This is a genomic window from Deferribacter autotrophicus (genome assembly GCF_008362905.1).
Taxonomy (GTDB): Bacteria; Chrysiogenota; Deferribacteres; order Deferribacterales; family Deferribacteraceae; genus Deferribacter; species Deferribacter autotrophicus.
In genome coordinates, this window is record NZ_VFJB01000008.1 from 12,914 (window position 1) to 38,279 (window position 25,366).

22 protein-coding genes and 2 tRNA genes are annotated in these 25,366 nt (G+C 29.7%); 7 read left to right on the plus strand and 17 right to left on the minus strand.

Going from position 1 to position 25,366, the window contains the following annotated elements; translation table 11 throughout:
• The 3 genes from FHQ18_RS09610 to FHQ18_RS09620 all read left to right on the plus strand — a co-directional run bounded on the left by FHQ18_RS09610 (position 1) and on the right by FHQ18_RS09620 (position 3,881).
• A complete protein-coding gene (locus FHQ18_RS09610; RefSeq protein WP_149266965.1) occupies positions 1 to 2,541 on the plus strand; it encodes a hypothetical protein in 2,541 nt (846 codons plus the stop codon).
• Between the two features lie 126 nt (positions 2,542 to 2,667).
• The gene (locus FHQ18_RS09615; RefSeq protein ID WP_149266966.1) at positions 2,668 to 3,222 is read left to right on the plus strand and encodes a hypothetical protein; all 555 of its coding nucleotides are present in this window, start codon (positions 2,668 to 2,670) and stop codon (positions 3,220 to 3,222) included.
• 221 nt (positions 3,223 to 3,443) lie between these two features.
• On the plus strand, positions 3,444 to 3,881 hold the full coding sequence (locus tag FHQ18_RS09620) for a hypothetical protein (protein WP_149266967.1): 438 nt from the start codon (positions 3,444 to 3,446) through the stop codon (positions 3,879 to 3,881).
• Between the two features lie 17 nt (positions 3,882 to 3,898).
• Here FHQ18_RS09620 and FHQ18_RS09625 read toward each other — a convergent pair whose 3' ends face one another.
• Genes FHQ18_RS09625 through FHQ18_RS09640 form a run of 4 tightly spaced genes read right to left on the minus strand, consistent with a single transcriptional unit; the run spans position 3,899 to position 6,116 of the window.
• Positions 3,899 to 5,110, minus strand: a complete 1,212-nt coding sequence (locus FHQ18_RS09625; RefSeq protein ID WP_149266968.1) for a tetratricopeptide repeat protein — start codon at positions 5,108 to 5,110, stop codon at positions 3,899 to 3,901.
• A gap of 1 nt (position 5,111) precedes the next feature.
• On the minus strand, positions 5,112 to 5,411 hold the full coding sequence (locus FHQ18_RS09630) for a hypothetical protein (RefSeq protein WP_149266969.1): 300 nt from the start codon (positions 5,409 to 5,411) through the stop codon (positions 5,112 to 5,114).
• A gap of 6 nt (positions 5,412 to 5,417) precedes the next feature.
• Positions 5,418 to 5,663 (minus strand): hypothetical protein, encoded by a 246-nt coding sequence (locus tag FHQ18_RS09635; protein ID WP_149266970.1) that lies wholly within the window; start codon positions 5,661 to 5,663, stop codon positions 5,418 to 5,420.
• 36 nt (positions 5,664 to 5,699) lie between these two features.
• The gene (locus tag FHQ18_RS09640; protein WP_149266971.1) at positions 5,700 to 6,116 is read right to left on the minus strand and encodes a hypothetical protein; all 417 of its coding nucleotides are present in this window, start codon (positions 6,114 to 6,116) and stop codon (positions 5,700 to 5,702) included.
• Between the two features lie 203 nt (positions 6,117 to 6,319).
• Between FHQ18_RS09640 and FHQ18_RS09645 the strand changes: the two genes are divergently transcribed.
• The 4 genes from FHQ18_RS09645 to FHQ18_RS09660 all read left to right on the plus strand — a co-directional run bounded on the left by FHQ18_RS09645 (position 6,320) and on the right by FHQ18_RS09660 (position 12,954).
• A complete protein-coding gene (locus tag FHQ18_RS09645) occupies positions 6,320 to 6,697 on the plus strand; it encodes a hypothetical protein (protein WP_149266972.1) in 378 nt (125 codons plus the stop codon).
• 239 nt (positions 6,698 to 6,936) lie between these two features.
• Positions 6,937 to 8,703, plus strand: a complete 1,767-nt coding sequence (locus tag FHQ18_RS09650) for an ankyrin repeat domain-containing protein (protein ID WP_149266973.1) — start codon at positions 6,937 to 6,939, stop codon at positions 8,701 to 8,703.
• Between the two features lie 24 nt (positions 8,704 to 8,727).
• Positions 8,728 to 9,159, plus strand: a complete 432-nt coding sequence (locus tag FHQ18_RS09655) for a hypothetical protein (protein WP_149266974.1) — start codon at positions 8,728 to 8,730, stop codon at positions 9,157 to 9,159.
• A gap of 537 nt (positions 9,160 to 9,696) precedes the next feature.
• Entirely contained in the window at positions 9,697 to 12,954 is a 3,258-nt protein-coding gene (locus FHQ18_RS09660; RefSeq protein WP_149266975.1) for a DEAD/DEAH box helicase, read from the plus strand.
• Between the two features lie 616 nt (positions 12,955 to 13,570).
• Here the strand turns inward: FHQ18_RS09660 and FHQ18_RS09665 are convergent.
• The 13 genes from FHQ18_RS09665 to ileS form a co-directional block, all read right to left on the minus strand.
• A complete protein-coding gene (locus FHQ18_RS09665; protein WP_149266976.1) occupies positions 13,571 to 14,221 on the minus strand; it encodes an NYN domain-containing protein in 651 nt (216 codons plus the stop codon).
• 871 nt (positions 14,222 to 15,092) lie between these two features.
• Positions 15,093 to 15,626 (minus strand): helix-turn-helix domain-containing protein, encoded by a 534-nt coding sequence (locus tag FHQ18_RS09670; RefSeq protein ID WP_149266977.1) that lies wholly within the window; start codon positions 15,624 to 15,626, stop codon positions 15,093 to 15,095.
• 402 nt (positions 15,627 to 16,028) lie between these two features.
• A tRNA-Leu gene (locus FHQ18_RS09675) sits at positions 16,029 to 16,115 on the minus strand.
• Between the two features lie 53 nt (positions 16,116 to 16,168).
• On the minus strand, positions 16,169 to 17,200 hold the full coding sequence (locus FHQ18_RS09680; RefSeq protein WP_149266978.1) for a threonine aldolase family protein: 1,032 nt from the start codon (positions 17,198 to 17,200) through the stop codon (positions 16,169 to 16,171).
• Between the two features lie 29 nt (positions 17,201 to 17,229).
• Positions 17,230 to 17,306 (minus strand) — tRNA-Pro (locus FHQ18_RS09685).
• A 7-nt stretch (positions 17,307 to 17,313) separates the two neighbouring features.
• On the minus strand, positions 17,314 to 17,619 hold the full coding sequence (locus tag FHQ18_RS09690) for a MerR family transcriptional regulator (protein ID WP_149266979.1): 306 nt from the start codon (positions 17,617 to 17,619) through the stop codon (positions 17,314 to 17,316).
• Positions 17,612 to 17,887 carry an integration host factor subunit alpha gene (locus tag FHQ18_RS09695; RefSeq protein WP_149266980.1) on the minus strand — a complete coding sequence of 92 codons (276 nt, stop codon included), beginning with the start codon at positions 17,885 to 17,887 and terminating at the stop codon, positions 17,612 to 17,614. Before FHQ18_RS09695 ends, FHQ18_RS09690 begins: the two co-directional genes overlap by 8 nt.
• 64 nt (positions 17,888 to 17,951) lie before the next feature.
• Positions 17,952 to 18,563: an L-threonylcarbamoyladenylate synthase gene (locus FHQ18_RS09700; protein WP_149266981.1), complete on the minus strand. Its 612-nt coding sequence runs from the start codon at positions 18,561 to 18,563 to the stop codon at positions 17,952 to 17,954.
• Positions 18,563 to 19,063: a 5-(carboxyamino)imidazole ribonucleotide mutase gene (purE, locus tag FHQ18_RS09705; protein WP_149266982.1), complete on the minus strand. Its 501-nt coding sequence runs from the start codon at positions 19,061 to 19,063 to the stop codon at positions 18,563 to 18,565. Before purE ends, FHQ18_RS09700 begins: the two co-directional genes overlap by 1 nt.
• Positions 19,064 to 19,068: 5 nt before the next feature.
• Entirely contained in the window at positions 19,069 to 20,346 is a 1,278-nt protein-coding gene (gene purD / locus FHQ18_RS09710; protein WP_149266983.1) for a phosphoribosylamine--glycine ligase, read from the minus strand.
• A gap of 66 nt (positions 20,347 to 20,412) precedes the next feature.
• Positions 20,413 to 21,951, minus strand: a complete 1,539-nt coding sequence (gene purH / locus FHQ18_RS09715; protein WP_149267123.1) for a bifunctional phosphoribosylaminoimidazolecarboxamide formyltransferase/IMP cyclohydrolase — start codon at positions 21,949 to 21,951, stop codon at positions 20,413 to 20,415.
• Positions 21,944 to 22,438 (minus strand): signal peptidase II, encoded by a 495-nt coding sequence (lspA, locus tag FHQ18_RS09720; RefSeq protein WP_149266984.1) that lies wholly within the window; start codon positions 22,436 to 22,438, stop codon positions 21,944 to 21,946. The genes purH and lspA overlap by 8 nt, the downstream gene beginning before the upstream one ends.
• Before the next feature lie 43 nt (positions 22,439 to 22,481).
• Entirely contained in the window at positions 22,482 to 25,277 is a 2,796-nt protein-coding gene (ileS, locus tag FHQ18_RS09725; RefSeq protein ID WP_149266985.1) for an isoleucine--tRNA ligase, read from the minus strand.
• Positions 25,278 to 25,366 lie beyond the last annotated feature (89 nt).

Sequence of the window (25,366 nt, forward strand, 5' to 3'; positions counted from 1 at the left end):
ATGAAAAACTTAATAGGGTTGTATTTTGTAGACAACCAGCAGTTAGAAGAATATACGCGAAAGATGATTGACTCTAAATGTAGTATTTTTTGGTGGCATCAATTACCTGCAGGTAGAGAGGAAATAATTAAAAATTTAGAAGATTTGTTAAATAAACAAGGATACTTTTATATATATGCTATAAAAAACAAAACTCTATATGCAAGATATAAAATTGAAGGATTTTTAATTTTAAAAGACCCATTTAGTGATGATTTACCGGAAGATTGGAAAGATTGTGATAAAGCCAGCGAATGGTTTGATAAAGAAAAAAGAAAAAAGATGTTAGAAAAATTTATAGAAGATGATGGAGAGAAAAAAGGAAAGCCAAAAATTTTGTTTAAAGTCTCACAAGCAGAAATAATAAACAAGCCTATAAATTTAAAGGGGGTAAGAGCCCACATTCATCCATTATATAAGGAGGATATAGATAAAATGAATGGAGATCCATTATATGAAGAGGATACAAGTAAGATGAATAGTGAATATATAAATGTGATGGGAAAAACTTGTCATTTTAATTCATTAAAATTAGAAGAATATGTTATAAATTCCTTTTACAATGCACTCAAAACTAAAGGTTTTGTTATTCTTGCTGGGCTTTCTGGAACAGGAAAAACAAAAATCTTTGAAGAGTTTGTTAAATGTTTCGATACAAAGTCTTCAATGCTACAACGTATCTTTAAAGAAGTTATGAAAAAAATTGCGAAAAACATACCTTATTTTGAAAAAACAATTAAAGAATTTCAAGAAAAATATACAGAAGACTATTTAAAAAATATGAAGATTGTGGATTGGCATGATACTAGGCAGGGGTTGGTATATGACTTAGAACATGGTAAATTCAAAGATTTGGGAGGTATTGCCGGAGGAAGTGCACATAAATTTTCAATATATAAATCTACAAGTAGTAATTGTACTAAAAAATTTAAGAATGAAAACGGATATTGTTATGATCCAGAATTAGGAGATTCATTACAGGAAGCTTTTAATAATTTGAAAAAATATTTAATAAAACTAAGAGATTTAGCTTTGAATTCAAAAATTGAGGAAATTGAAAAACTACCTTTTCCTAAACATGTAGTTAAATGGAAATTAGCATATTTATGGAATCCAAGTTTAATTTTGAATATTTTTAGATTGGAAGATCTTATTAATATTGCAAAATTTTTCTGTTTAGAGTGTAAGGAGTTTACAGACTGTCAAAAGAAATTGAAGAATGAAAAAAACAAATATTTAAAAGAAGTTCATGACTTAATATTTACTAATTTTATTTACGAACCATTAGTTAAAGAGTTATGGGAAAAAGGTAAATTTAAGAATTGTTTTAATCTTGATGATTTGTTTTCAATATTAAATCATATTTTTATATCTATTCGTCCGGATTTTAGAGATAGTAAATCATTACTCGGGTATTACAATCCTTTGACTAAAAGTTATGAAAAAACTAAACTTTTAGAGTTTATAATAAATGCTGTTAAAAACTATACAATGAATGGGAAGAAAGCAGATCCATTTTTTATCCTATTTGATGAAATGAACTTAGCAAGAGTAGAGTATTATTTTGCTGATTTTTTGAGTGTTTTGGAGTGTAGAAGATTTAAAGATATAAATGAATCTAAAGAAAACAAATCTTTTGTTAAATTTTTAGAAAAAATAGGTTTTGCTGAAGAAAAACTCAGTGAAAATAATTATAAATTTACATCTCAAAGTATTAAACTTCATAATAAAGAAATAAATGATATTCCCCAAGAGCTTTTTTTACCTCCAAATCTTTATTTTGTTGGAACTGTAAATATAGATGAAACAACTCATATGTTTTCACCAAAAGTTTTGGATAGAGCTTTCACTATTGAGTTTGATGTTGGAAGTTTTAATGAATACATAAAAGATAATATTAAAAATAGTAAAAATAATACCGTAGCAAAAGTGGAAAAAGAAGATTTTACAAATAATTATAGTGAAATTGACACTGAACTAAAAGAAAAATTTAAAGAAGATTTTATAAACAATGGAGAATTTGCTGTTATTGATAAAGGAAAAATAAAAGAATTTTGTACAGAAAATAAAAAATATACTTCTAAACTAGAAGAAATCAATAATTTACTAAGGAAATATAATTTGCATTTTGGGTATCGTGTTTTTGATGAAATAATAATGTTTTTATATAATTGTAAAAACTCAAAATATTTTAGCTATAAAGATTTAAATGAGGCATTTGACCTTGCTATAAAAATGAAAATTTTACCTAAGTTTCACGGCACAAGGCAACAACTGGAAAAACCTATATTAGAATTAATTAATGTATTAGAAACTGAAAAAAGTAAAGAAATGGATTTTGGAAAGATAAAGTCGATTCCTTTGATTAAGGATGAAGGAATAGAGGTTGAACTTGATGATGGAAAAACAATAAATATCAAGACTCCGTATAAGTATACGGTTAAGAAGTTGCTTGAAATATTATATAGAGCAAAAACTACTGGATATGCAGGGTTTATGTAGAGTGATACTTCTAAGTTAGAAACAGTAAAGGTATAATAGATTGATAGATATTTAGAAACCCTCACAATTTTTATACACTACCGATAGTGAAATTATTTTTAAATTTGTGTTATGGAGAATATTTAAATGATTCGACTCACTTTAGATGATGTGAACAGAGTAGTTGAGAATATAGATAATACTGTATTATATAAATATACATATTTACAAGAAAAACTTATGATAACTGATGTAACAATTGATCTTGAATTTCAAAGAAAATTTAATGGTTTTTATCGAGTAAGAAGAAATAAGGTCTGGCAGTTGCATTTTTATAATATACTTGAACAAAATAAGCATAATAAAAAAGTTTCATTTGCTGATATTTTATTTGACTTGAAAGAAAAAACAGGGAAGTTAGAAGCCTCGTTTGCTAGCAAACTTGTAGCGACAATAAATCCTGATATGCCAGTTATTGATAAATTTGTTTTGAAAAATACCAATCTTAAGTTACCAAATTATAAATCAAATGAAAGAGCAAAAAAGATAATAATCTTGTATGAGCAATTGCAACAGGTTGTTAATAATTTTTTATCAACTGGAATAGGGGAATTTTTGGTAGAAAAGTTTCAAAGAAAATTTCTGAATTTGAATATATCTAAAGTAAAGATGTTAGATTTTGTGTTATGGCAAATTCGTTAATTTTATGAAATTATAAAAAACATTTAATTGTACTATATTCTCATCTTATTTTTTCTATCAGATTTAAATGATTTTCCATTATGGTGATGTTTTGTACAATCAACCATACTTTTCTTATCCTTATTAATTTTTAAGTGGTAAGTATCTTTGTATCCATCTACGATAAGGTGGGGATTTTTACTTGACTTTTACAATTTTATACTTTTTAAAGTGATGTTGGTATGAGTGGTAATCACATTAAAACAATGCAATATGGAAAAAATGTGTTATCTGATATGGGATTTAAACAGGATAAAAATACCACTATCTTTATTAAAAATGAAGTTTTTTGTCTTTCTCCTTCTGTTCAAAAAAATAAAAGTAATTATTACTGGTTTGATATACGAGAAGCTAATATTAAAAAGTATAATCATTCAAAATATTCTAATTTTATCATCATAGTGCGCGTAAAAAATAAAGGGTATATTTTTTTGAATTTCAAAGAATTAAAAAAAATATTATTATATGAAAGTAAATTGGAAAATTCTAAATTTAAAGTTTGGTCTTTCAAATTTTATGATGATTTTAGTTATATTTATAATAAGAAAAATAATAAATTGAAAATTCCTATAAAACTACTTACTGAGTTCGAACTAAAAAAACTAATAAATCAAATTTAAATAAATACTATGGACACTTATTTTTTATTCAATTTGGAGTTTAAATTTTTTAAAAGTTTGCAACCATAAGAATCTCCTAATTGACATGCTGTTAGAAAATCTTTTAGTGCATCATTATACCGTTTAATTTCCAAGAACAAAAGACCTCTCTGATCATAAACTAATAATTCATTAGGATTTAGCTCTACAGCTTTATTAAAATCGTTCAAAGCTTGTTGATAATTTCCTAATTTCTGATAAATAGTCCCTCTTAATGAATAAGCATTAGCTTTATTTGGATTTAATATTATTACCTTGTTAAAATCTGATAATGCATTGCTATATTCTTTTTTTTCTGAATAGATTATACCTCTCTGCACAAGAGCTTCTATGTTTTCAGGATCTAATAATATTGCAATGTTGAAATCACTCAAAGCCTTTTCTCTTTGATGTTGTATACTATAAAGAACTCCTCTTATTGCATAGTACTCACTTTTATTTGGTTGCAGTTCCAAAACCTTGTTTAAATCTTTAATTGCATTATCAAATTGTCCTAACGTCATATAAATCCTTGATCGAAATTCATAATAAGTACTGTTATTTTGATCTAAATTTATTGCTTTAGATAAAGAATCAATTGCTTTAAAATTTTCATTTCTTAAAAAATACCAGAATCCTTCATCATAATACTGGGTAGCCAATAATCGATTTCTATTTTTATTAATTTGATTTTGAATCATTTTCATTTCTTGTTTATCTGTCGTTTTACTCATTTGTTTTTTCAGATTATCTAATTCTTTGAGCACCTTACTATAATCTTGTAGTAATTTTTTATAATTTTCTAAAAAAGTTTTTTCGTTAGCTCTTATTATATTAATCATATCAGTAAGTTCATCCGTTTCTATAACGGCTTTTATTTTTACCCAAAATTGAATGCCATTGTTACTGACTAATCTTTTTTTATCAAGAACTTCCAATTTTATTATTCCTGATGATAAGATTTTTATTTCATCTTTTGTTAATTTGAAATTTTCAATTTTAGTAAAACTCTCAATATAAGTGCCAGCTTCTTCCAAAGCATTGCGTTTGGCATTTAGCAAAGCCATTCTTTCTGCAAAGAATGGAGTTTCCATATCACCCATGTTATATATACCTTCTGAAATGATTTCTTTTGTTTCAGCATAACCATTTGTAATTAAAAAATTTAATAAAAATAAAAATTGAAAAAAGGATAATAAGTATTTACACATGTTATAACCTCTTTAGTTGAAGTAAATTTCTTTCTTCTAAATATGATATACAAGGAATATCATCAAAATGAATATCAATTATATATTTCCACAGACAATCTCTGCAATCTTTAATAAAATAACAGAATGGACAATCCAAAAATAAATAAGGCCATTCTCTGCTATATTTTTCTTTTAAAACTTCTACAGATAACCTCAAAGCTTTTTTTGTCGGAGAACTTTTTAAAAGGTTTACAACTTCAGGTTTTAGTTTAACCATTATATCGTCACCTATTTTAACGTCAACACACCAATATTTCATGTAATTTTACCTAATTTTTCTACAACTATTATAAAATTCTTGTATGTCTTCTGGTGCATTATCTATATTTCGAATTATCCATCTAGCTTTATAAGTACGAGTTCTGCACGAATTTAAAGTATATTTTTCCTTATTATGCATCTCATCTATAATTAGTTTATTTGGAATTTTTTCATCAGAGAATAAATCAAAATATTTTTTAAAACAACTTTTACCAATACTTTCAAGATATCGGTAATACTTGTTATTCATAGTTTGCTCCTTTTTATATTTTAGATACTAAAATATTCATTTTAAATTTAAATCATCTATATTTGTTGATATCTCAAACTTAACTATTCCTTTTTTACGCCAGTTTCTTAAATATCCAGAGTATAAATTAGCTCTTAAATTCGATGTTGGTTTTAATTTATGGGCTTTCCAAGTGATATATTCTTTATCACCATTTTTATAGTATATTATTCCATATGCAATCTTCTTAGATAATATATCCTTAAAAAACGTAAATTCGTCAGGATGAAAAATTAATAAAGGTTTTTTAACTTTATCTTTTTCATTATAACCTCGTATAACTTTCGATTTATTATTTTGTTGGATATAAAAATCTATCAACCTATTTATAAGTGCTTCTTCTGTTTCGAAAGGCTTAGCTAAATTAGCAAGACGCTCATATGTTTCACTTGTTAGTTTAATGATTTTTCCCAATCTACCACCTCTCAATTATGTTGTTTAGTAATTTAAATCATTTTTAGATATTATCAAGTATTTTTAGAAATCTATAGAAAATTTTGATTACCTAAATATCATTATATTTTAAGAATTTAAAATAAATTGATTTAGTTAAATTTTGGCAGAACATAAATTTAATATTATAAATTGGCTGTAGAGAGTCTATAACAGGGCAAACTATGCAAACCGTATTAGCTTCAAATTTTGATAAACATCATTTAATACCTAAAGCATCTAAGCCTAATACTGGAGATAAAGTTCTTAATGGTTATATAAATTCAATTGCTAATTATGTAATAATATCATCAGATGATAACAAAAATTTAATAAAAGATATACCTGTTGAAGATTATTTATCGCATATTAAAGATGCCGTTGATGGTAGATTCAATGAGATTCTTGAAGCTAATTTAATTAATCCTGTTATTGTTAATGAACTAATAACTAATAAAGCTAAATATGACAATTTAACACGTGCAGAGTTATTTAAAAAACTTCTTGAAGATAGAGCAGAAAAACTGGCTGAATTAGGGAATAAGTTTATGAAAAGTTTATAAATGTAATTTAGATATTGAATTAGCAGTACATATACCAACTCCATACTCTCCTCTCTCTTTCATCTCTAAGAGCTTGTAAGTTATTTTATTTTAAGATGAGTTATTTTCATGAAAAACTGATACTATGTATCTGAAAATTTGCATACAACAATCAAACTTTAAACGAACGTCTAAAGATGTCGCCAAGTTATAATAAATTAAAAATATCATACCAATAAAATTTCATTGGGAGAAATTCAATGGAGAATAGGCAAAATCAATACAGTGAAATTTTTAAAGCTATTGAAAAAGGAGAGACTTTAAAAGTTAAAAAGCTTATTCATCAAAATTCCGATCTTATTAACATTGAGGATGAAAAAGGTGATACTCTTTTACATAAAGCAGTAAAGTATAAAAAAATAGATATTGCAAGATTTCTTATTGATCAAGGAATTAAGCTGAATGTTTCAAACTTGAAGGGAGAAAAACCACTACATTATGCAGTAGAAAATAATTGTTTTGAAGTTGTGAAATACCTAGTTGATCATGGAGCAGATGTTAACGTAAAAAACAATCTCAACCAAAGACCGTTGCACAAATTCACAAGGCAAAACTGTTTAGAAATTGTAATATATCTTATTAAAAACGGAGCAGATGTTGCTGTACAGGATGTTTACGGAGATACTCCATTGCACAGGGCTATTATTTTAGGAAATATTGAATTGGTAAAATTTCTTTTAGAAAAGGGTGCTAATGTGGATCTTAAAAATCGAATTGGAAAAAGTCCTCTTTATCTAGCTGTAATTAATAATCATTTATCCATACTAAAATTGCTTGTTAAACATGGAGCAAAAATTGATAAAAATGAATTGTTATACTGTGCTGTAAAAACAGGATCTATGGATCTAATTTCTTATATAAGCGAATTAACTGATATTTCAAATAAAGATTTAGAAATGATGCTACCATTAGCGAGTGCTAATCATCACAATCAAATCATTAAATACATACTTCAAAAAGATGTGAATATTAATATGAAAGATGATGAAGGGAAAACTCCCCTATATCTTACTATTGAATCTGCAAATTCTAAGATCAAGAGTAATTACATTGAAACAATAAAATTATTACTTGAGCACGGAGCTGATCCTAATATTGCTGATGAAGAAGGGATCACACCATTACATATTGTCGTTAGTAACTTGTATCAAGAAAATGATATTGATTATAAAAAAATTATTAGACTGCTTTTACAATATAAAGCCAATATAAATGTTCGAGATGAAAATGGAAACACTCCATTATTCCTTGCGATTTTAAGAAATAATATAAATGCTGTAAAATTCTTGATAAAAAATAATGCTTTATTAAATATTGAAAATCGTTTAGGACAAACTCCTTTGTATACGGCTGCTTTAGTTGGAAATCTGGAAATTTTAAAATTTTTAATAGCAAAAGGGGCTAACATGCATGTAAAAGATAATAATGATAATTCTATATTACATGCAGCAGTACAGAAAGCAGATGAAAAAGTAATCAAATATATTTTAGAAAAAATAGGAAATATTGATTTAAGAAATAAAGACCAAAAAACACCGCTGCATATTGCTGTAGAATATAAAAATGAAAAAGCAATTAAATGTCTTATTGAAAATGGAGCGGATGTTAACTCATTAGACATTGATGGCGAAACTCCTTTGTATAAAGCAATTAATTTTAAAAATCATTTACACACATTATACCTAATTCTTTCTAAAAGATACAATAAAGATGAAACTTATTTTACTTATTTAAAAATTACAAAATTATTAATTGAAAATGGGGCAAATGTAAATATCCCCAAAAAAACTGGAAATACACCATTACATGTAGCTGTTCGAGCAAATTTACCAGAATTTGTTCACCTTTTACTTGAGTATGGAGCTGATATAAACATACAAAATACAGAGAAAGAATCACCATTAGAAATAGCTGTAAAACAGAACAATTCATCAATTGTTGAAATATTTAGGACGTTTCAAAAGTAAAAAGCTAAAAACAAGGAGGAGTTTATGGACGAAAGAAATTCTATGTTTTATTTAACGGAAGAAGAATTAAAGAAAATAAAAAATTGGATTGCTAAAAATAAATTTTCATTAGACTCAGGATATTTTGAGTTGCATTATGATTTTACTCCATTAGGAAGTTGCGCTAACCTTTTTTATCACGATGGTAATAATCGCTATATATTAGAAATTTTTGAGTTTGAATGTAGAGATAATATTGAAAAACCTGTAAAACAAATTACAATAGGTGGGGTTAGAGTTAAACTGGCTCTTTCCAAAAAATCTCTTGCAAAATATTTCCAATTAGCAAGAGAATGCACAACTGCTCATATTGAAGAAGACTGCGAGCCCCCTGGATATTCTGTAACATTTGTAGTCAATAAAAATGGCTACAAAATATACGCAGGCAATAATTTATTAGAGATTATTCCATGGTAGTGTAGTTGTGTAAGTTCTCAAGTAAAATTGACCCAATTTTATCCAAAAGATTGCCAACCCTACAAGAAAATAACCCAAACTGTATTGTGGGTAAAAGGGGTAATAAGTATGGAAGACTGGGGAGCAATAAGAATACGTAAAGAGCTGAATTTGAAGAGATAATTATATGTCTCTTATAAGTTTGTTATGCCAGATGCTTATTTAAAGCATTTTTTAGAAATTTAATATAAAAATTTAATATAAATAATCGAAACATAACATATTTTATCACAATAATATCATGGTCCAGCACCCGAGAATAAAATTTAGACATTTTATTGCTGCAGTATAACATTTGACATTGTAATTAAATATTGCATGACATAAAAAATTAACATTTTTTTGTGCACCATAAATTGACAAAGTAAACCCCTAATGATAAAATTAATATAGATTTTACGTTAAGATGGCTGCAGTATAATAATAAGTTATACATAATTGAAAGATAAATACGTCTTCATTTTTTAAACGTTCTGTAAAAAATATAAGAGATAGGAAATGACAATAATTTTACCAAAATTAGAAAAAATATACTGGAAAAAAAACGGGATTAAAAATATAGTTTCACAATTAATAATCTCTGAAAAAGAAGTAGATTATAGTTTTGTTTCAAGTCATCGCGCTTTTACAATAATTGAAGCTAATGAAACACAATATTGTTTGGTAAGAAATGAGAATAACATACCTGAAGGTTACGATTATGTTATAAAAACTAATCAAAAAGCAACTGAAGAAAGGTTAATTTCTGGTTCTATTGAGCTAATTAAATGGTTAAAACATCCACTAGATAAAAAGTATTCAACTGACGAAATTGTTAGATCTTGGAACAATAATTTCTATTTTATTGAAGAGAATTTGAAAGAAGGGATTAATGGATTAAGAGATCCACAAATAGCTGCATTATATTCCATCTTAAGTCATTTCAAAGTTTCTAACGATATTGGAACTGTTGTAATGCCAACAGGTACTGGTAAAACTGAAGTAATGTTGGCTTCTTTAGTTGCAAGGAAAATTAATAAGTTATTAGTTGTTGTTCCTTTCGATGCTTTAAGAGAACAAACCTTTAAAAAATTCTATTCATTAGGATTATTAAAACAGTTTAAATTACTTTCAAACAATTCTTTATTCCCAAGAGTGGGATTATGGAAGCAAAATTTTGCAGACATCGATGAATTAAAAGATTTTATTGATAATTGTAATGTTGTTGTTACTACTATGGCGATCCTCTCAAAAAACACGCTTGAGACTCTGCAAATGTTATCAAAGGATTTTGAATATGTTTTTTTTGACGAAGCTCATCACATCGAATCAAATTTGTGGAAAAAAGTAAGAGACTCTTTCAAAAGAGAACAAATATTGCAGTTTACTGCAACACCTTTTAGGAATGACAGAAAAAAATTAGAAGGAAAAATAATTTTTAATTTTCCCTTAAAAAAAGCGCAAGAGCAAGGATATTTCAAACAGATAAAATTCATACCGGTAAGGGAATATGATTTAATAAAAGGCGATAGGTTAATTGCCGAAAAAGCAGTTGAGCAATTACGATATGATTTAGAAAACGGATACAACCACATTCTTATGGCAAGGTGTGAAAACAAAAAAAGAGCGGAAGAAATATTTCAAATTTATCATAAAAATTATAGTGATTTAAATCCTGTTTTAATTCACTCTTCTATTCCTGGAAAAAAAGAAATAACAGAATCTATTATTCATGGAAAGCATAAAATAATTGTTGCTGTAAATATGTTAGGGGAAGGTTTTGATTTGCCGCAACTAAAAATAGCTGCTTTTCATGACATAAGAAAAAGTTTACCAGTTACATTGCAATTTGCGGGTAGATTTACAAGAACTTCTATTGACAAACAACTTGGTACCGCAACATTTATTGCAAATTTAGCAGACTCAAATGTGGAAGATGAGTTAAGTGAATTATATGCACAAGATTCTGATTGGAATTTGTTATTATCAACTTTAAGTTCCGGTAAAATTGATGAACAGATTGATTTTGACGAATTTATTCGCGGATTTCAACATATTGACGATTCAAAAATCCCTTTTCAGAATATAAGATTTGCATTAAGTACTGTTGTTTATAAAAATCATACTTCAACTTTTAATTTAAAAAGATTCAAAGAAGGAATAAATCACTATGATGATCTTGAATATAAATTTTTTGATTATAACCCAGCATCAAAAACATTAGTCTTTATTAGTGCAGAACGCAATGAAATAGAGTGGGTTAACTATAAAGATATTTATGGATTAAATTGGAAATTAATGGTCTTATATTATGATACAACCAACAATTTATTATTTATTCATAGCTCAGATAAGTCAAGCTTATATAAAAATATTGCTAAAGCGGTTTTGGGAAATGGCTTTGAGTTAATATCTGGTTTAAATACTTATAGAGTATATTCCGACATAAAGAGAATTTCTTTACAAAATGTTGGATTGAAAGAATTTTTAAATAGAAAAATAAGATTTAGAATGATGGTGGGGACGGATATTGAAGAAGCGCTATCTATTGCTGAACAACAAAGGGGGCAAAAAGCATTTACTTTTGGTTCTGGGTATGAAGATGGTAATAAAATAACATTAGGTTGTTCATACAAGGGTAGAATATGGAGTTACTTAAGGGGTAATTTAAAAGAGTTTATTTCTTGGTGTGATAATTTAGGGAAAAAACTTATCGATGAATCGATAAATCCTAATCAAATTTTGAAGGAGACATTAATACCTAAAATTGTAAATGAAATTCCTAAAAAATATCCTACTCATATTGATTGGAACGAAAGTATTTATTTTGAGCATAAAATTTTTATATTAATTAATGATAATGAATTTTATCTATCGGATTGCTCTTTAAACCTTGTAAATCCTTCTGATAATGGGGAGATAAACTTCGAAATAGAAACACCATTGATTAAAGTACAATTTAAAAAAGAATTATTTTTAAATAGGGACGCTGAGACAGAAAATCAATTTGCTGATTATAAAATATCAAAGATAAGTTCTGATTCTGTTATTATAAAAATTGGTTCAAGAGAAATTGATATTGTTGATTATTTTAATGAAAATCCCCCCCAAGTTTGGTTTGCTGACGGTTCATCTCTTACGGGGTTTGAATATGTTGAATTAAAACAAACAATCATACCTTATCCAAATGAAAGATTGATATCTTGGAATTGGAAAGGGGTAGATTTAAGTAAAGAATCTCAAGGTATAGATCCAATTCAAACTGATTCAATACAATATAAAGTCATTCAACATCTTAAACAGAGTAATTTTGACATAATTTATGATGATGATGGTTCAGGGGAAATAGCTGATGTTATAGCAATTAAAGAGAATGATAAAGAAATAAAGGTTCAATTTTATCACATTAAGTATGCAAAAGGCGGAACAATTAGCACACGTATAGATAACTTTTATGAAGTTTGTGGTCAAGCACAAAAATCAGTAAATTGGAAACATAAAAAAGGGTTAGAATTTTTTGAACACTTATTACGCAGAAAAACGAAAGTTAAACAAGGGTTTGAAAAAAGCCGAATTGAAAAAGGGACAGAAGAAGATTTAGAAAGATTAATGTTAATAGCAAAAAATAAAAAAACTATGGAATTTGAGATTTTTATAGTTCAACCAGGATTATCAAAACAAAATACTTCTGAGAATATTATGACTTTATTGGGTGTTACTGAAAACTACTTAAAAGAAGTTGGCGGTATTGATTTAAAAGTAATTGTAAATGAATAAATTACTGCTAGAAAATCCCATAAATGCAAAAAGAGTATAAAAATTGCTAAAATTTCAGAGGAGGCGAATAAAACAAAAGGGAGTACAAATATTGATTTGAGTGTATTAAAAAATATGATATAAATGTGCATTACATTTTAAAGAAGATGAAAAAGTATAACAAACCGTTGCACCTGGTCGCTATTCCGCTGGTGCTTCCATAGCAGTAGGTGAGCTTGAACAGTGGTAGCTTGATTTAAAAGTAAGCATTATAGATGGATGTCAATTTTCATGAAGGTGATCCGTTTTTTGTACGAATTTTTGCCTATAAAATGATTTAAGGACGTTGCACATCAATGGTATTCTAAAAATATCCCTTCATTTTATAAAATTTTTTCATTTGAAATCTAAAATATCCCAATATTTCTATTCATTCTTGCCTTTCCAAAGCAGTTTTCCGTCCAAAATCACTGATTTTGGACGCAATTCCACTGGCAAACACATTCTAAAAGGTAGTGTATAAATTATTTTGTATTTCAATAAGTTATAAGTCAGACGAATTATTGCTCTTTCAAGTATTAAACTGTTATGTCCACCCAGATGAAAATAACTGTTTAACTCAAAGATGAGTAATAAATTATTGTTTGTTATTATATCTGTGAATTGCAGTTACCTTAAAATCAATATGCTCTTCTAATTCTGGTCTAACTTTGTTCCCTAAAGTATCCAAACCTATTTGAATGCCTTCTTTCCGAGCATGTTTTAAAGCAGGAACAATATCTGAATCACCTGTTATCACAATAATAACATCAACAATTCTTTTATTTGCTAAAGAAGCAATATCCAATCCAATTTTTAAATCTACTGATTTCTGTTTAATCAAAGGCTTTATATCTCTTTCTTCTAACTCATTAACAGTGATTTTTCCTTTAAGTAATTCCTTTAATCTATCATAACGAATAGTCCAAGCATTATTCTCCCAATATGTGGTCCCAAGTCTAAGAGCAAATAGTGGTGTCTTTTTTATTGATTCTAATAATTCTGTTTGTTTTTTAGCTTGTTCAGTTTTTGAAAAATCAATACTTTTTTTCGTTAAAGGATGTTCACCTTTTTTATTCAAAGGTAAAGTATCATAATAATAAATTCTATATAAATAATCATTCATTCGTAATAATTTTTTACAGTAGTTCCTAATGTTTTCTCCATTGTAATAAAATAATTTTAATGATTGTATTCTTTTGTACATAAACCAGCCATCAATTACAAAAGCTACTTTTCGAATAAACATTATTTTTCTCCAAAAAGTAAAGCCCCTTGGTCGGCCCTGCTTCTTTTAATTAGCAGGACGTTGCAAGGGGCACTTTTTAAGTATATAACTGTTTGTCTATAATTTTCATCTGTTACTTATAATTTAGCGAAAATTTTCATTAGAGTCAATAAAAATTGACCAGGGTACTTTTTTTAACAAATTTCAAGACTTTCCTCTCAAACATACCTAATCCCTTCGAATAGGGTAACAAATTCTGACAAGAATGTCACCAGACTTTTGTGGTCATGATCCGCATACTGTCGCAATCCCTTCGAACAGGGTAACCAATTCTGACCGATAGAAGATATAAGATTTTTAGCAATGGTTTGCAGTAATTACGTCGCAATCCCTTCGAATAGGGTAACCAATTCTGACAGAACTTGCTTTAGAACTTAGCATGGAAATGATGCTTGAAGGTCGCAATCCCTTCGAACAGGGTAACCAATTCTAACAGTATATTTACTAAATACCAAATTATCAATATGTTAGCAACCTATTTTTAAAGTTCTCCGTTTTATTTTTCGCTACCTATCTTTTAAAAGCACCCTATCTTATAACTTATTGACAATAAATAACAAAAATTTTCGTGTTCACAATAAATAAACCATCGATAACTTTCTGATAATCCTAAACTTTTACTTTCAATCTAAACATCATTGGAGAACTTTAAAAAATTGCACAACTATTTGTTAAATAAAAACTTTATATAATTGTCATGCTTCCTATTATCCTATTCATCCACCAATTATACAATTTTTGCCTAAATTTTAATCATCTCATCACAAAAAAATATTCAATTGTCAAACAACATTACATTAATTATAACATATTTTATGAAATCAACAACTCATTAAATTTTTTTACTAATAAAATGCCTATACCAAAAATTTTTTAGTGTATTACTTGCTACACTGTAACCTTTTTCCTGTAAATGTTTCATTAGATCATCGAAAGTCATATATTTTAATTTTTCTATATTCTCTAAAACATAATCTTCAAATTCAATTTTCATGTTTGGTTTAAAATCAACAAAACAAGTTTTTATCCCTGATCTGTTAAAAGCTTTTACAAGCCACTGAATTTTTAAAAAATCAACTTGAAGCTTATGAGCAACTTCACTGATTTTCCTGCCTTCAGCAAGCATAAGTAAAGCTTTTGCTTTTTTTGTGGGTGTATTCTTTAAAACCTCAATTTCCCATTTTTCAAGCTGCCTTTTGAAATAATCAACTTTGGGTTTTTCTATTTCTATTCTTTGCCGATATCCAGTAGTGAACTGAATATCAACATGTTTATCATATACAACAATCTTTTCAATCAAAGCACTCAGTATCCTTTTTCTATCTGTTAAATCCGATACTTCCCATAAAATTTCAAACTGTTCCAACAAAGCATTTATTTTTTCTTTTTCTTCATCAATGGAGTCTATTTCGTTCGATTTTAGCCATTTTGATAAAACAAAATGAATTTAAAATCTGTTATATCATAACTCAACCAACTCCTAAAAAGTACAGACATATATATGATAGATGGGTGTTAACAGCAAAAATAGATAATCTTTTTAAATGGATTTGAAAGAATGAACAGGCCAAGGTATTATAAAGACTCAAAATATTCTTTTCCAAAATACTCTGATGAACATAATATTTTTGTCCATGGAAAATTAATATTTCTTCAATGCGATTTAATCGCCTAATTTCCAATCTATTACCAAAGTGTAACCCAAAGTGTAACCCAAGGTGTAATCTGGCAAAATTTATGATTTTTATAACTTATTGATAATTAAGAATGCCCGGGGCCGGACTCGAACCGGCACGGGCTGAAAGGCCCACAGGATTTTAAGTCCTGTGTGTCTACCAAGTTCCACCACCCGGGCAAACAAGACATTTAAAGTGCGTGGAGAGTTTATAACCATTTAGCAATTATTTGTCAAGCAAAAGATTGGATGATTGATAAAAATTCATCAATTTTGTTTTCCTTTGTAGCCCAAGATGTTACAAGTCTTACTGCGTAATGTTCTTCATCTATTACTTTCCATATATAAAAATCGAAGCTTTCTAATAAAATATCGATAAGTCTTTTAGGAAAAATTGGAAAAATTTGGTTACTTTCAGGTGGATACAAAAAAGAAAAACCTAACTGTTTTATACCCTCAGCTAATTTAAGAGCCATTCTGTTTGAGTGATTTGCTAAATCAAAATATAAGTTTTCTTTGAAAAGTTCAATGAATTGAATTCCAAAAATTCTTCCTTTTGCAATTAATCCGCCTTTCTGCTTAATGTGATATCTGAAATCATCTTTTAATTTACTATTTGTTATAATAATAGCTTCACCTATCAAAGCTCCATTCTTGGTGCCACCGATATAAAACATATCGCAAAGATTAGCTATATCATTTAATGATAAATCATTAAAAGGTGAGGTGAGGGCTGAACCAAGTCTTGCTCCATCCATAACGAGGTATAGGTCGTATTTTCTACAGATTTCAAACAATGCCTCTAAGTCATGTTTTTTATAGATTGTTCCAACTTCAGTTGAATTTGATATATAGACAAGTTTTGGCTTAACCATGTGTTCATCAGTGTGGAATTTTAAGATTTCTTCTACTAATTCCGGCGTAAGCTTTCCGGCAGAGGTATCAATCGAATTAATTTTATGTCCTGTTGATTCGATGGCTCCAGCTTCATGGATGTTTATATGTCCCGTAGTTGCTGATATTACAGACTCGTAAGGTCTTAATGCAGAAGAAATCATTATAAGATTTGCCTGAGTTCCTCCAGATACGAAATGGATATCTATATCATCTTTCCCAATTTTATTCTTTAAGATTTTGCTAGCTTCTAAGCAGAAAATATCTGTAGAATACCCTTCTGTTTGAATAAAATTTGTATCATTTAATGCATTTAATAAATTGGGATGAGCACCTTCACTATAATCATTTTTAAAGCTGTATTTTTTCATGATTTCACCATTATTGAATTTAAGAAAAATGGTCGGGGCGACTGGATTTGAACCAGCGACCACACGCGCCCCATGCGTGTGCGCTACCAGGCTGCGCCACGCCCCGACAGAGCCTATTTTTTTAGCAGATTTAAAATTTCTTGCAACTCTTTTTTGATTTCTTCTTTTGAAAGTTTAACTCTGGAATCAGAAAGGCGCTTACGAGCGCCTTCAATAGTCAATTTTTCATCATATAGCATTTTTTTTATCTGTAAAATCAAGTCTATATGTTTTTGGGTATATAGGCGATGTTTGCTACCTGTTTTTATTGGTCTTAATTGTCTAAACTCTTTTTCCCAAAACCTTAAAACTGAGGGTTTTAAGCCGGTAATTTCGCAAACTTCACTGATTTTGTAGTACAGTTTTTGAGTTTTAAGCATTAACCTCTTCTTTGAATAAGTGGCTTGGTTTAAAAGATACTACGTATCTTGGTGGTATTACCACTTCATCGCCTGTTTTTGGGTTTCTTCCAACCCTTCTACCTCTTACTTTTACTTCAAAATTACCAAATCCTGAAACTTTGACACTATTTCCACTTAAAATTTCTTCTCTCATTGTTGTGAAAACCATGTCAACAACATTTGCAATATCTTTTTTTGTGATACCAAGCTTTTCATAAATTTTTTCAACGATGTCAGCTTTTGTCATAGGACACCTCCGTTTATATAAATTTTAACTAAAAAGATATTATATGTCAATGGTTTTGATGATATTATTTTATTAAATCTTCAATTTTGTAGTTTTTAGGATTTCTTATAAAAATAGGATTATTAGAATCGGATAAATCGATAATTGTAGAAGGGACGTCTGACTGCGCTTTTTTATAAATAAAATAGTCAACTTTGTTTTTAAACTGGTTGAGGATATCTTTAAAGTTTTGGTTGATATTTGTGTTGGAAATATTTGCACTTGTTGAAGTTATTGGGAATGTTACTTTGATAGCTTCTGTTAATTCTTTGTATTTCGGGAATCTAACTGCTATTTTCCCTTTATCTAAAAGATAGGAAGGTAAAGTCTTTTTTGCATTAAATATTAATGTAAATTCACCTGGCCACAGTTTATTAATGATTTTTTTGTGTGTTGCGGTAAAAGATGATTCATCTATTAGCATGAATAATTGATCTAAATTTCCTATTAAAACAAGGAACGGTTTTTTGTAGTCGCGTTGTTTTATTAGGTATATATGTTTGTTAGCTTCAAAATTTAAAAAAGGAGCACCGATACCGTAGATAGTATCGGTGGGATAGATAAAAGGAATGGAATATTTATCAGATAATTTAAAAATTTTTATAAAATGTTTTGTGGATGCCTTGTAAATAATCATTATTCAGACTGTACCAATTTTTGGACTTCTTCGTTGTCTTTAACAACTTTATTCTTGATTTCCTGCCTATATTTTTTAAGGCGTTCGTTAATTTCTGGATATTTGACGGCTAAAATCTGACAGGCAAAAATAGCAGCATTTTTTGCTCCTGCATTACCTATTGCCATTGTAGCTACAGGAATTCCGCCAGGCATCTGAACCATTGATAATAGTGCATCAATACCGCCCAATGTCGTGGCTGCTACAGGTACAGCAATAACTGGTAATGTTGTTTCACTTGCCACAACTCCAGCAAGATGGGCTGCCGCACCAGCAATTGCTATGATTACTTCGATCCCTTTTTCTTCTGCTGTTTTGGACCACTCACTTGTCCTTTCAGGTGTCCTGTGGGCGCTTGATACTATCAGTTCGTACCCTACGCCAAATTCTTTTAATACATCCAAAACGGTTTTTGCTACCGGGAAGTCAGATTTACTTCCAATGATGATTCCTATTTTCATTGATATTACCTCCTAAGTGCCTTTTGACCTATATCATTTCTATAATGCATATCTTTAAAATGGATTTGTTTTACTGCTGAGTAAGTTTTTTCTATTGCCTCATGAAGGTTGCTAGCTCTTCCGGTAACTCCGAGTACACGTCCACCATTGGTAATGATTTTGCCATTTTCAAATTTTGTTCCTGCGTGAAATACCTTTATACCATCAATATTTTTTGCATCATTGATACCTGTAATTTCATATCCTTTTTTGTATGATTTAGGATAACCACCTGATGCCAATACAACACAAACGGTGGCATCATCATACCATTCTACGGAAGCATCTTTCAGTTGTTCATCCACTGCAGCAAGTATTATTGGGACGATATCGGATTTCATTTTATATAAAACAGGTTGCGTCTCAGGGTCACCAAACCTACAGTTAAATTCTAAAACTTTAGGTCCATTTTCAGTTATCATAAGACCTGCGTAAATGATTCCTTTATATTTAATCCCTCTGTTGGCTAACTCATTGATGAGTGGTTTTGCTATCTTTTCTGTGGTAAAGTCAAAAATATCTTTGGTAACAACCGGGGCAGGGGAGTAAGCACCCATACCGCCAGTATTGGGACCTTCGTCATTGTCATAAATTGGTTTATGATCCTGACTTGATACAAGTGGAAGGATCACATTACCATCAGTAAAAGCAAGATATGATGCCTCTTCACCTTCGAGAAATTCTTCAATGACAACTTTATTTCCTGATTCACCAAATACTTTTTCTATAAAAATTTCTTCTAAAGCTTTTATCGCTTCATCAATCGTTTTTGCTACAGTAACCCCTTTTCCAGCAGCAAGTCCATCAGCTTTTACCACTATGGGTGCACCTTTTTCTTCCACATAAAACTTTGCAGATTCAAAATCACTAAATTCAGCATAATATGCTGTAGGAATACCGGCTTTTATCATTACATTTTTTGCAAAGGCTTTACTTGCTTCAATCATTGCTGCAGCTTTTTTAGGACCGAAGATTTTTAAATTGTTTTCTTCAAAAATATCAACAATACCTTTTGCCAACGGATCTTCAGGTCCCACGACGGTAAGGTCTATATTGTTGTTTTTAGCAAATTTTAAGAGACTGTTAAAATCGTCAGCTTTTATATCTACATTTTCACATTTTTCTTCAATAGCAGTTCCACCGTTTCCTGGAGCTACAAAAACCTTTTCCACCAAACTACTTTGAGCTATTTTCCAGCTCAAAGCGTGTTCTCTACCACCTGAACCTATTACCAAAACTTTCATAACTCACCTCAACACACAATTTTATATCTTTCACGCATCATGCGTCACGTATTTCGCATCACGGGTTTAATGTTTGAAATGTCTCATTCCTGTAAAAATCATTGCAATATTATGTTCATTTGCAGCTTGAATTACTTCATCATCCCTTATAGAACCGCCAGGTTGTATGATTGCAGTAATACCGTGTTTTGCAGCTTCATCCACAGAGTCTCTAAAAGGAAAGAAAGCGTCAGATGCCATAACAGTGTCATTAAGAGATTTTCTTGCTTTTATTGCTGCAATTTTGCTTGAATCCACTCTACTCATCTGTCCGGCTCCAATACCGATTGTCTGATTACTGTTTGCATAAACAATGGCATTGGATTTCACATGCTTTACAACAATCCAAGCAAATTTTAGTGCTTCAAGTTCTTCCTTGGTAGGTTTTCTTTTTGTAACCACTTTAAAACCAACATTTTCATCAAAATTTTTCAAATCTCTATCTTGAAGGAGAAAACCGCCCACAACTTTTTTCATATCGTATTCGTTATCTCTATATTTGTTGAGATTTCCTGTTTTAAATAATCTGAGATTTTTTTTCTTTGTTAAGATATTAAAAGCTTCTTCTTCAAAATCCGGTGCGATTACAACTTCTAAAAATATTTCGGACAATTTTTCTGCTGTTTTGCTGTTTACAATTCTATTAAACGCTACAATTCCTCCAAAGGCGCTTATAGGGTCGCATTCAAGGGCATAGTTGTATGCATCAAAGATGTTGTCTGCTATTCCCACTCCACAAGGGTTTGTATGTTTGATTATTGCTGCAGCAGGTTGTTCAAATTCTTTGATTAATTCAAGAGCGCCATTAATATCTATAATATTGTTAAATGAAAGCTCTTTGCCGTGCAGCTTTTCTGATGTAGATACGCTAATCTCTTTAATGAGGGGTGATTTGTAAAAAGCTGCTTTCTGGTGAGGATTTTCACCATAACGTAAATCAATATCTTTTCTCATTGGAATGGTTAATTCTTCAGGAAACTCAATATTGCAAATTTGATTGAAATAGTTTGAAATAAGACTGTCATAGACAGCGGTATGGGTAAATGCTTTTCTTGCAAGATTTAATCTCGTATCGTAAGAAATACCTCCTTCATGCAGCTCTTTTAAAATCAACTCAAAGTCTTTGTTATCCACTACCACTGTCACAAATTTATGATTTTTTGCGGCACTTCTTATCATTGTGGGACCGCCAATATCAATGTTTTCAATAGCTTCGTCAAAAGTAAAGTTTTCTTTGGAAATAGTGGCTTCAAAGGGATAAAGATTTACTACAACCATATCTATATTTTTCAGGTTCATTTTTTCCATTGTTTCTCTGTGGACTTTACTATCTCTTACATTCAGAATACCCGCATGAACATTTGGATGAAGTGTTTTTACCCTACCATCAAGTATTTCAGGAAATCCTGTAAAGTCGGATATTTCTATAATATCAATGCCATTTTCTTTTAACAGTTTTGCAGTGCCACCAGTGGAGATGATTTCAATTCCATATTGAACAAGACTTTTGGCAAATTCAACAATACCTTCCTTGTTTGAAACACTGATTAAAGCTCTTTCAGGCATTATTTTCATTATTTGAATCCTCCTTTTTATTAATTACCATATCCAGAATAAGAAAAAATATTCCGATACTTATGCTTGAGTCTGCCACGTTAAAGGCAGGCCAATGATATGAGCTTATATAAAAATCAAGGAAATCAACTACCTTACCGATAAATAGCCTGTCAATAAAATTACCAAGTGCTCCGCCTAAAATAAGTGAATAAGATAGTTTTCGCAAAATCGAATTATTTTCTTTAGTAAAGAGATAAATTACTATAATTATTGCCATAATTGTAACAAATACAAAAAAGAGCTGTCTATATTTTTCATTTAAGTTAGCAAGAAATCCAAAGGCTGCTCCTGGGTTTAGTATATAAGTAAGATTGAAAAATCCCTTTATAACAGGTTTTATTTCAAAAAGATGAAAACTCTTTTTAATAAGGTATTTTGTATATTGGTCTAATATTAAAATTATAAAAGCTAAGATTATATAAATTCTGTTTTTCATTTTTACCCCCCAGAATAAAAAAATAGGGAGCGTAAAGCTCCCTTTAAAGTTGACTAACACATCTTTCACACAGGGTAGGGTGTGCGCTACTTTTGCCGATTGATGCAGAATGCGTCCAGCATCTCTCACATTTTTCAAAGGAAGATGCTTCAACTTTTACCTTAATTTTACCGTCCTCAGAAACGTAACAATCGGTTAATTTGTCAAAATCCTCAGTATAAAACTCAGAAACTATAAATATTTTTTCAATTCCTTCATCAACTTGCAAAAGTTTTTCATCGTAATCTTTTATAGCAACAATTACTTTTGCATCAAGAGAATGACCTATGATTTTATCTCTTCTTGCTAATTCACAAGCTTTATTAACTACTGATTTTAATTCCTTCAAAAATTCCATTTTCTTAATTAGTTCGTCATCCTCGATTTGTTTTACAGGAGGAAATGTGTGTATGAATACAGATTCTTCTTTTCCTTTAAAATCTGGTAAAAATTCCCAAACCTCATCAGCAGTGAATGAAAGAATAGGGGACATAACTATGGCCATCTCTCTTAGAAGGATAAACATTGCTGATTGAGCTGACCTTCTTTCAAAAGAATCCGCTTTATAAGCGTAGACCCTATCTTTTATTATGTCGAGATAAAAAGATGATAAGTCATTGATACAGAAATTTAAGAATGTGTGGTAAAAAATGTGGAATTGATAATTATCGTATGCTTTATAAATTCTTTCTTTTACTTTTTGCCACCTTATTAGAATATATTTATCGAGTTCTTTGAGATTCTCAAATTTAATGATATCTTTGTTCGGAGAAAAGTCGTAAAGGTTGCCAAGAAGATATCTTTGAGTATTTCTTATTTTTCTGTAGGATTCTACGAGATGTTTTATTATATCATTTGAAATTCTGATATCTTCAGTGTAATCCTCTGCAGCCACCCATAATCTTAAAATTTCTGCACCATACTTGTTGATTATCTCATCTGGAGTTATTACATTACCCATAGATTTGGACATTTTAAGCCCTTTACCATCTACCACGAAACCATGGGTAAGTACTTCATTGTATGGTGCTTTGCCTCTTGTACCTACACTTTCTAACAAAGAACTGTGAAACCATCCTCTATGCTGGTCACTACCTTCAAGGTACATATCTGCGGGCCATCTAAGTTCTTCCCTTTCTTCACAAACAGCTGCATGGCTTACACCAGAATCAAACCAAACATCCAAAATATCGGTTTCTTTTCTGATATTTTTACTTTTACAATGTGGGCATTCAAAATCTTTGCCCAAGAAGTATTCAACATCTTTTTCAAACCAGATATCGGCACCATATTTATAAAATTCGGAGAGTACTTTTTCTTGAATATCTTTATTTATAATTACTTCACCGCATTCACCGCAAAGGAAAACCGCTATTGGAACACCCCAACTTCTTTGTCTTGAAATACACCAGTCAGGTCTATTTTCTATCATAGAATAGATTCTGTTTCTTCCCCATGATGGAATCCATTGTACTTTATCAATTTCATTTAGAGCTTTTTTTCTCAAATCATTTTTTTCCATTGAGATAAACCACTGAGGTGTAGCTCTAAAAACCACTGGTTTTTTGCATCGCCAACAATGCGGATATGAGTGTTTTATTTTGGATGTTTCTAGTAAAGTCCCATTACTATCTAACAGTTTTATGATTTCTTCATTAGCTTTGAAAATATTCATTCCACCAAATAGTTCTGTATCTTTTTTAAAGTTTCCGTAATCATCCACAGGATTAAGTATTTCTAATCCATAGGTTAAACCTATTTCATAGTCTTCTTGACCATGCCCAGGAGCTGTGTGAACAAGCCCTGTACCCTGTTCAAGAGTTACGTGATCACCGAGAATAAAAAGTGAATTTCTATTATAAAATGGATGTTTTGCATTTGTTCTTTCAAGTGTATTGGCATTGAATACTTTTTCAATTTTAAGTTCTTCTATTTTGAAAATATCTTTAAGCTTTTCTACCAACTCTTTTGCTAAAATTAACAATTCGTTTTCTTTTAAATTTTTATTGTCAGATTTTAAAACTCTTACAACAGCGTATTCAAGTTCAGGATTCATAGCAATTCCAAGGTTTGCAGGCAATGTCCAAGGGGTAGTTGTCCAGATAACGGCTGAAATCTCTTCTTCTATATTTAAAGCTTTTTTTGCGTCATCATTAAGAGGGAATTTTACATAAATGGATGGTGATGTGTGATCATGGTATTCTACTTCGGCTTCGGCCAAAGCTGTAACACAAGAAATACACCAATAAACAGGTTTTAGCCCTTTATATGCACCACCGTTATCAAAAAATTTGTACAATTCTTTCAATGTGTTAGCTTCATATTTAAAATCCATAGTGATATATGGGTTTTCCCAATCACCCAGTACACCAAGCCTCTTAAATTCTTCTCTTTGTATATCGATGAATTTGCTTGCATATTTTCTACAAAGCTTTCTCTTTTCATGTTTTGGAATTTCATTTTTTTTCTTACCAAGTTCTTTATCAACTTGATGTTCAATAGGCAAGCCATGACAATCCCAACCAGGGATATAAGGGGTATAATACCCTTTTAAAGATTTGGTTTTGAGTATAAAATCTTTTAAAATCTTATTTAGAGCATGTCCCATATGAAGATGTCCGTTTGCATAAGGTGGACCGTCATGTAAAATATATTTATTTTCAGGATTTCTTTTTGCTAATATTTTTTCATAAATCTTTTCTTCTTCCCATTTTTTCAATCTGATAGGCTCATTTTTGGTTAGGTTAGCTTTCATGGGAAAATCTGTTTTTGGTAAATTTAGGGTATCTTTGTATTCCATATCCACCTGCCTTATTTAGTTTTTTCGGAGCTTGATTATTAGCACTAAACTTTTTTTAAATCAAGGTGTTATATGAACTTTTTTGTAGT

Coding starts and splice junctions, on each gene's coding strand:
- FHQ18_RS09610 (WP_149266965.1), top strand. CDS start 1: ATGAAAAACTTAATAGGGTTGTATTTTGTAGACAACCAGCAGTTAGAA.
- FHQ18_RS09615 (WP_149266966.1), top strand. CDS start 2,668: ATGATTCGACTCACTTTAGATGATGTGAACAGAGTAGTTGAGAATATA.
- FHQ18_RS09620 (WP_149266967.1), top strand. CDS start 3,444: ATGAGTGGTAATCACATTAAAACAATGCAATATGGAAAAAATGTGTTA.
- FHQ18_RS09625 (WP_149266968.1), bottom strand. CDS start 5,110: ATGTGTAAATACTTATTATCCTTTTTTCAATTTTTATTTTTATTAAAT.
- FHQ18_RS09630 (WP_149266969.1), bottom strand. CDS start 5,411: ATGAAATATTGGTGTGTTGACGTTAAAATAGGTGACGATATAATGGTT.
- FHQ18_RS09635 (WP_149266970.1), bottom strand. CDS start 5,663: ATGAATAACAAGTATTACCGATATCTTGAAAGTATTGGTAAAAGTTGT.
- FHQ18_RS09645 (WP_149266972.1), top strand. CDS start 6,320: ATGCAAACCGTATTAGCTTCAAATTTTGATAAACATCATTTAATACCT.
- FHQ18_RS09650 (WP_149266973.1), top strand. CDS start 6,937: ATGGAGAATAGGCAAAATCAATACAGTGAAATTTTTAAAGCTATTGAA.
- FHQ18_RS09655 (WP_149266974.1), top strand. CDS start 8,728: ATGGACGAAAGAAATTCTATGTTTTATTTAACGGAAGAAGAATTAAAG.
- FHQ18_RS09660 (WP_149266975.1), top strand. CDS start 9,697: ATGACAATAATTTTACCAAAATTAGAAAAAATATACTGGAAAAAAAAC.
- FHQ18_RS09665 (WP_149266976.1), bottom strand. CDS start 14,221: ATGTTTATTCGAAAAGTAGCTTTTGTAATTGATGGCTGGTTTATGTAC.
- FHQ18_RS09680 (WP_149266978.1), bottom strand. CDS start 17,200: ATGAAAAAATACAGCTTTAAAAATGATTATAGTGAAGGTGCTCATCCC.
- FHQ18_RS09690 (WP_149266979.1), bottom strand. CDS start 17,619: ATGCTTAAAACTCAAAAACTGTACTACAAAATCAGTGAAGTTTGCGAA.
- FHQ18_RS09695 (WP_149266980.1), bottom strand. CDS start 17,887: ATGACAAAAGCTGACATCGTTGAAAAAATTTATGAAAAGCTTGGTATC.
- FHQ18_RS09700 (WP_149266981.1), bottom strand. CDS start 18,563: ATGATTATTTACAAGGCATCCACAAAACATTTTATAAAAATTTTTAAA.
- purE (WP_149266982.1), bottom strand. CDS start 19,063: ATGAAAATAGGAATCATCATTGGAAGTAAATCTGACTTCCCGGTAGCA.
- purD (WP_149266983.1), bottom strand. CDS start 20,346: ATGAAAGTTTTGGTAATAGGTTCAGGTGGTAGAGAACACGCTTTGAGC.
- purH (WP_149267123.1), bottom strand. CDS start 21,951: ATGCCTGAAAGAGCTTTAATCAGTGTTTCAAACAAGGAAGGTATTGTT.
- lspA (WP_149266984.1), bottom strand. CDS start 22,438: ATGAAAAACAGAATTTATATAATCTTAGCTTTTATAATTTTAATATTA.
- ileS (WP_149266985.1), bottom strand. CDS start 25,277: ATGGAATACAAAGATACCCTAAATTTACCAAAAACAGATTTTCCCATG.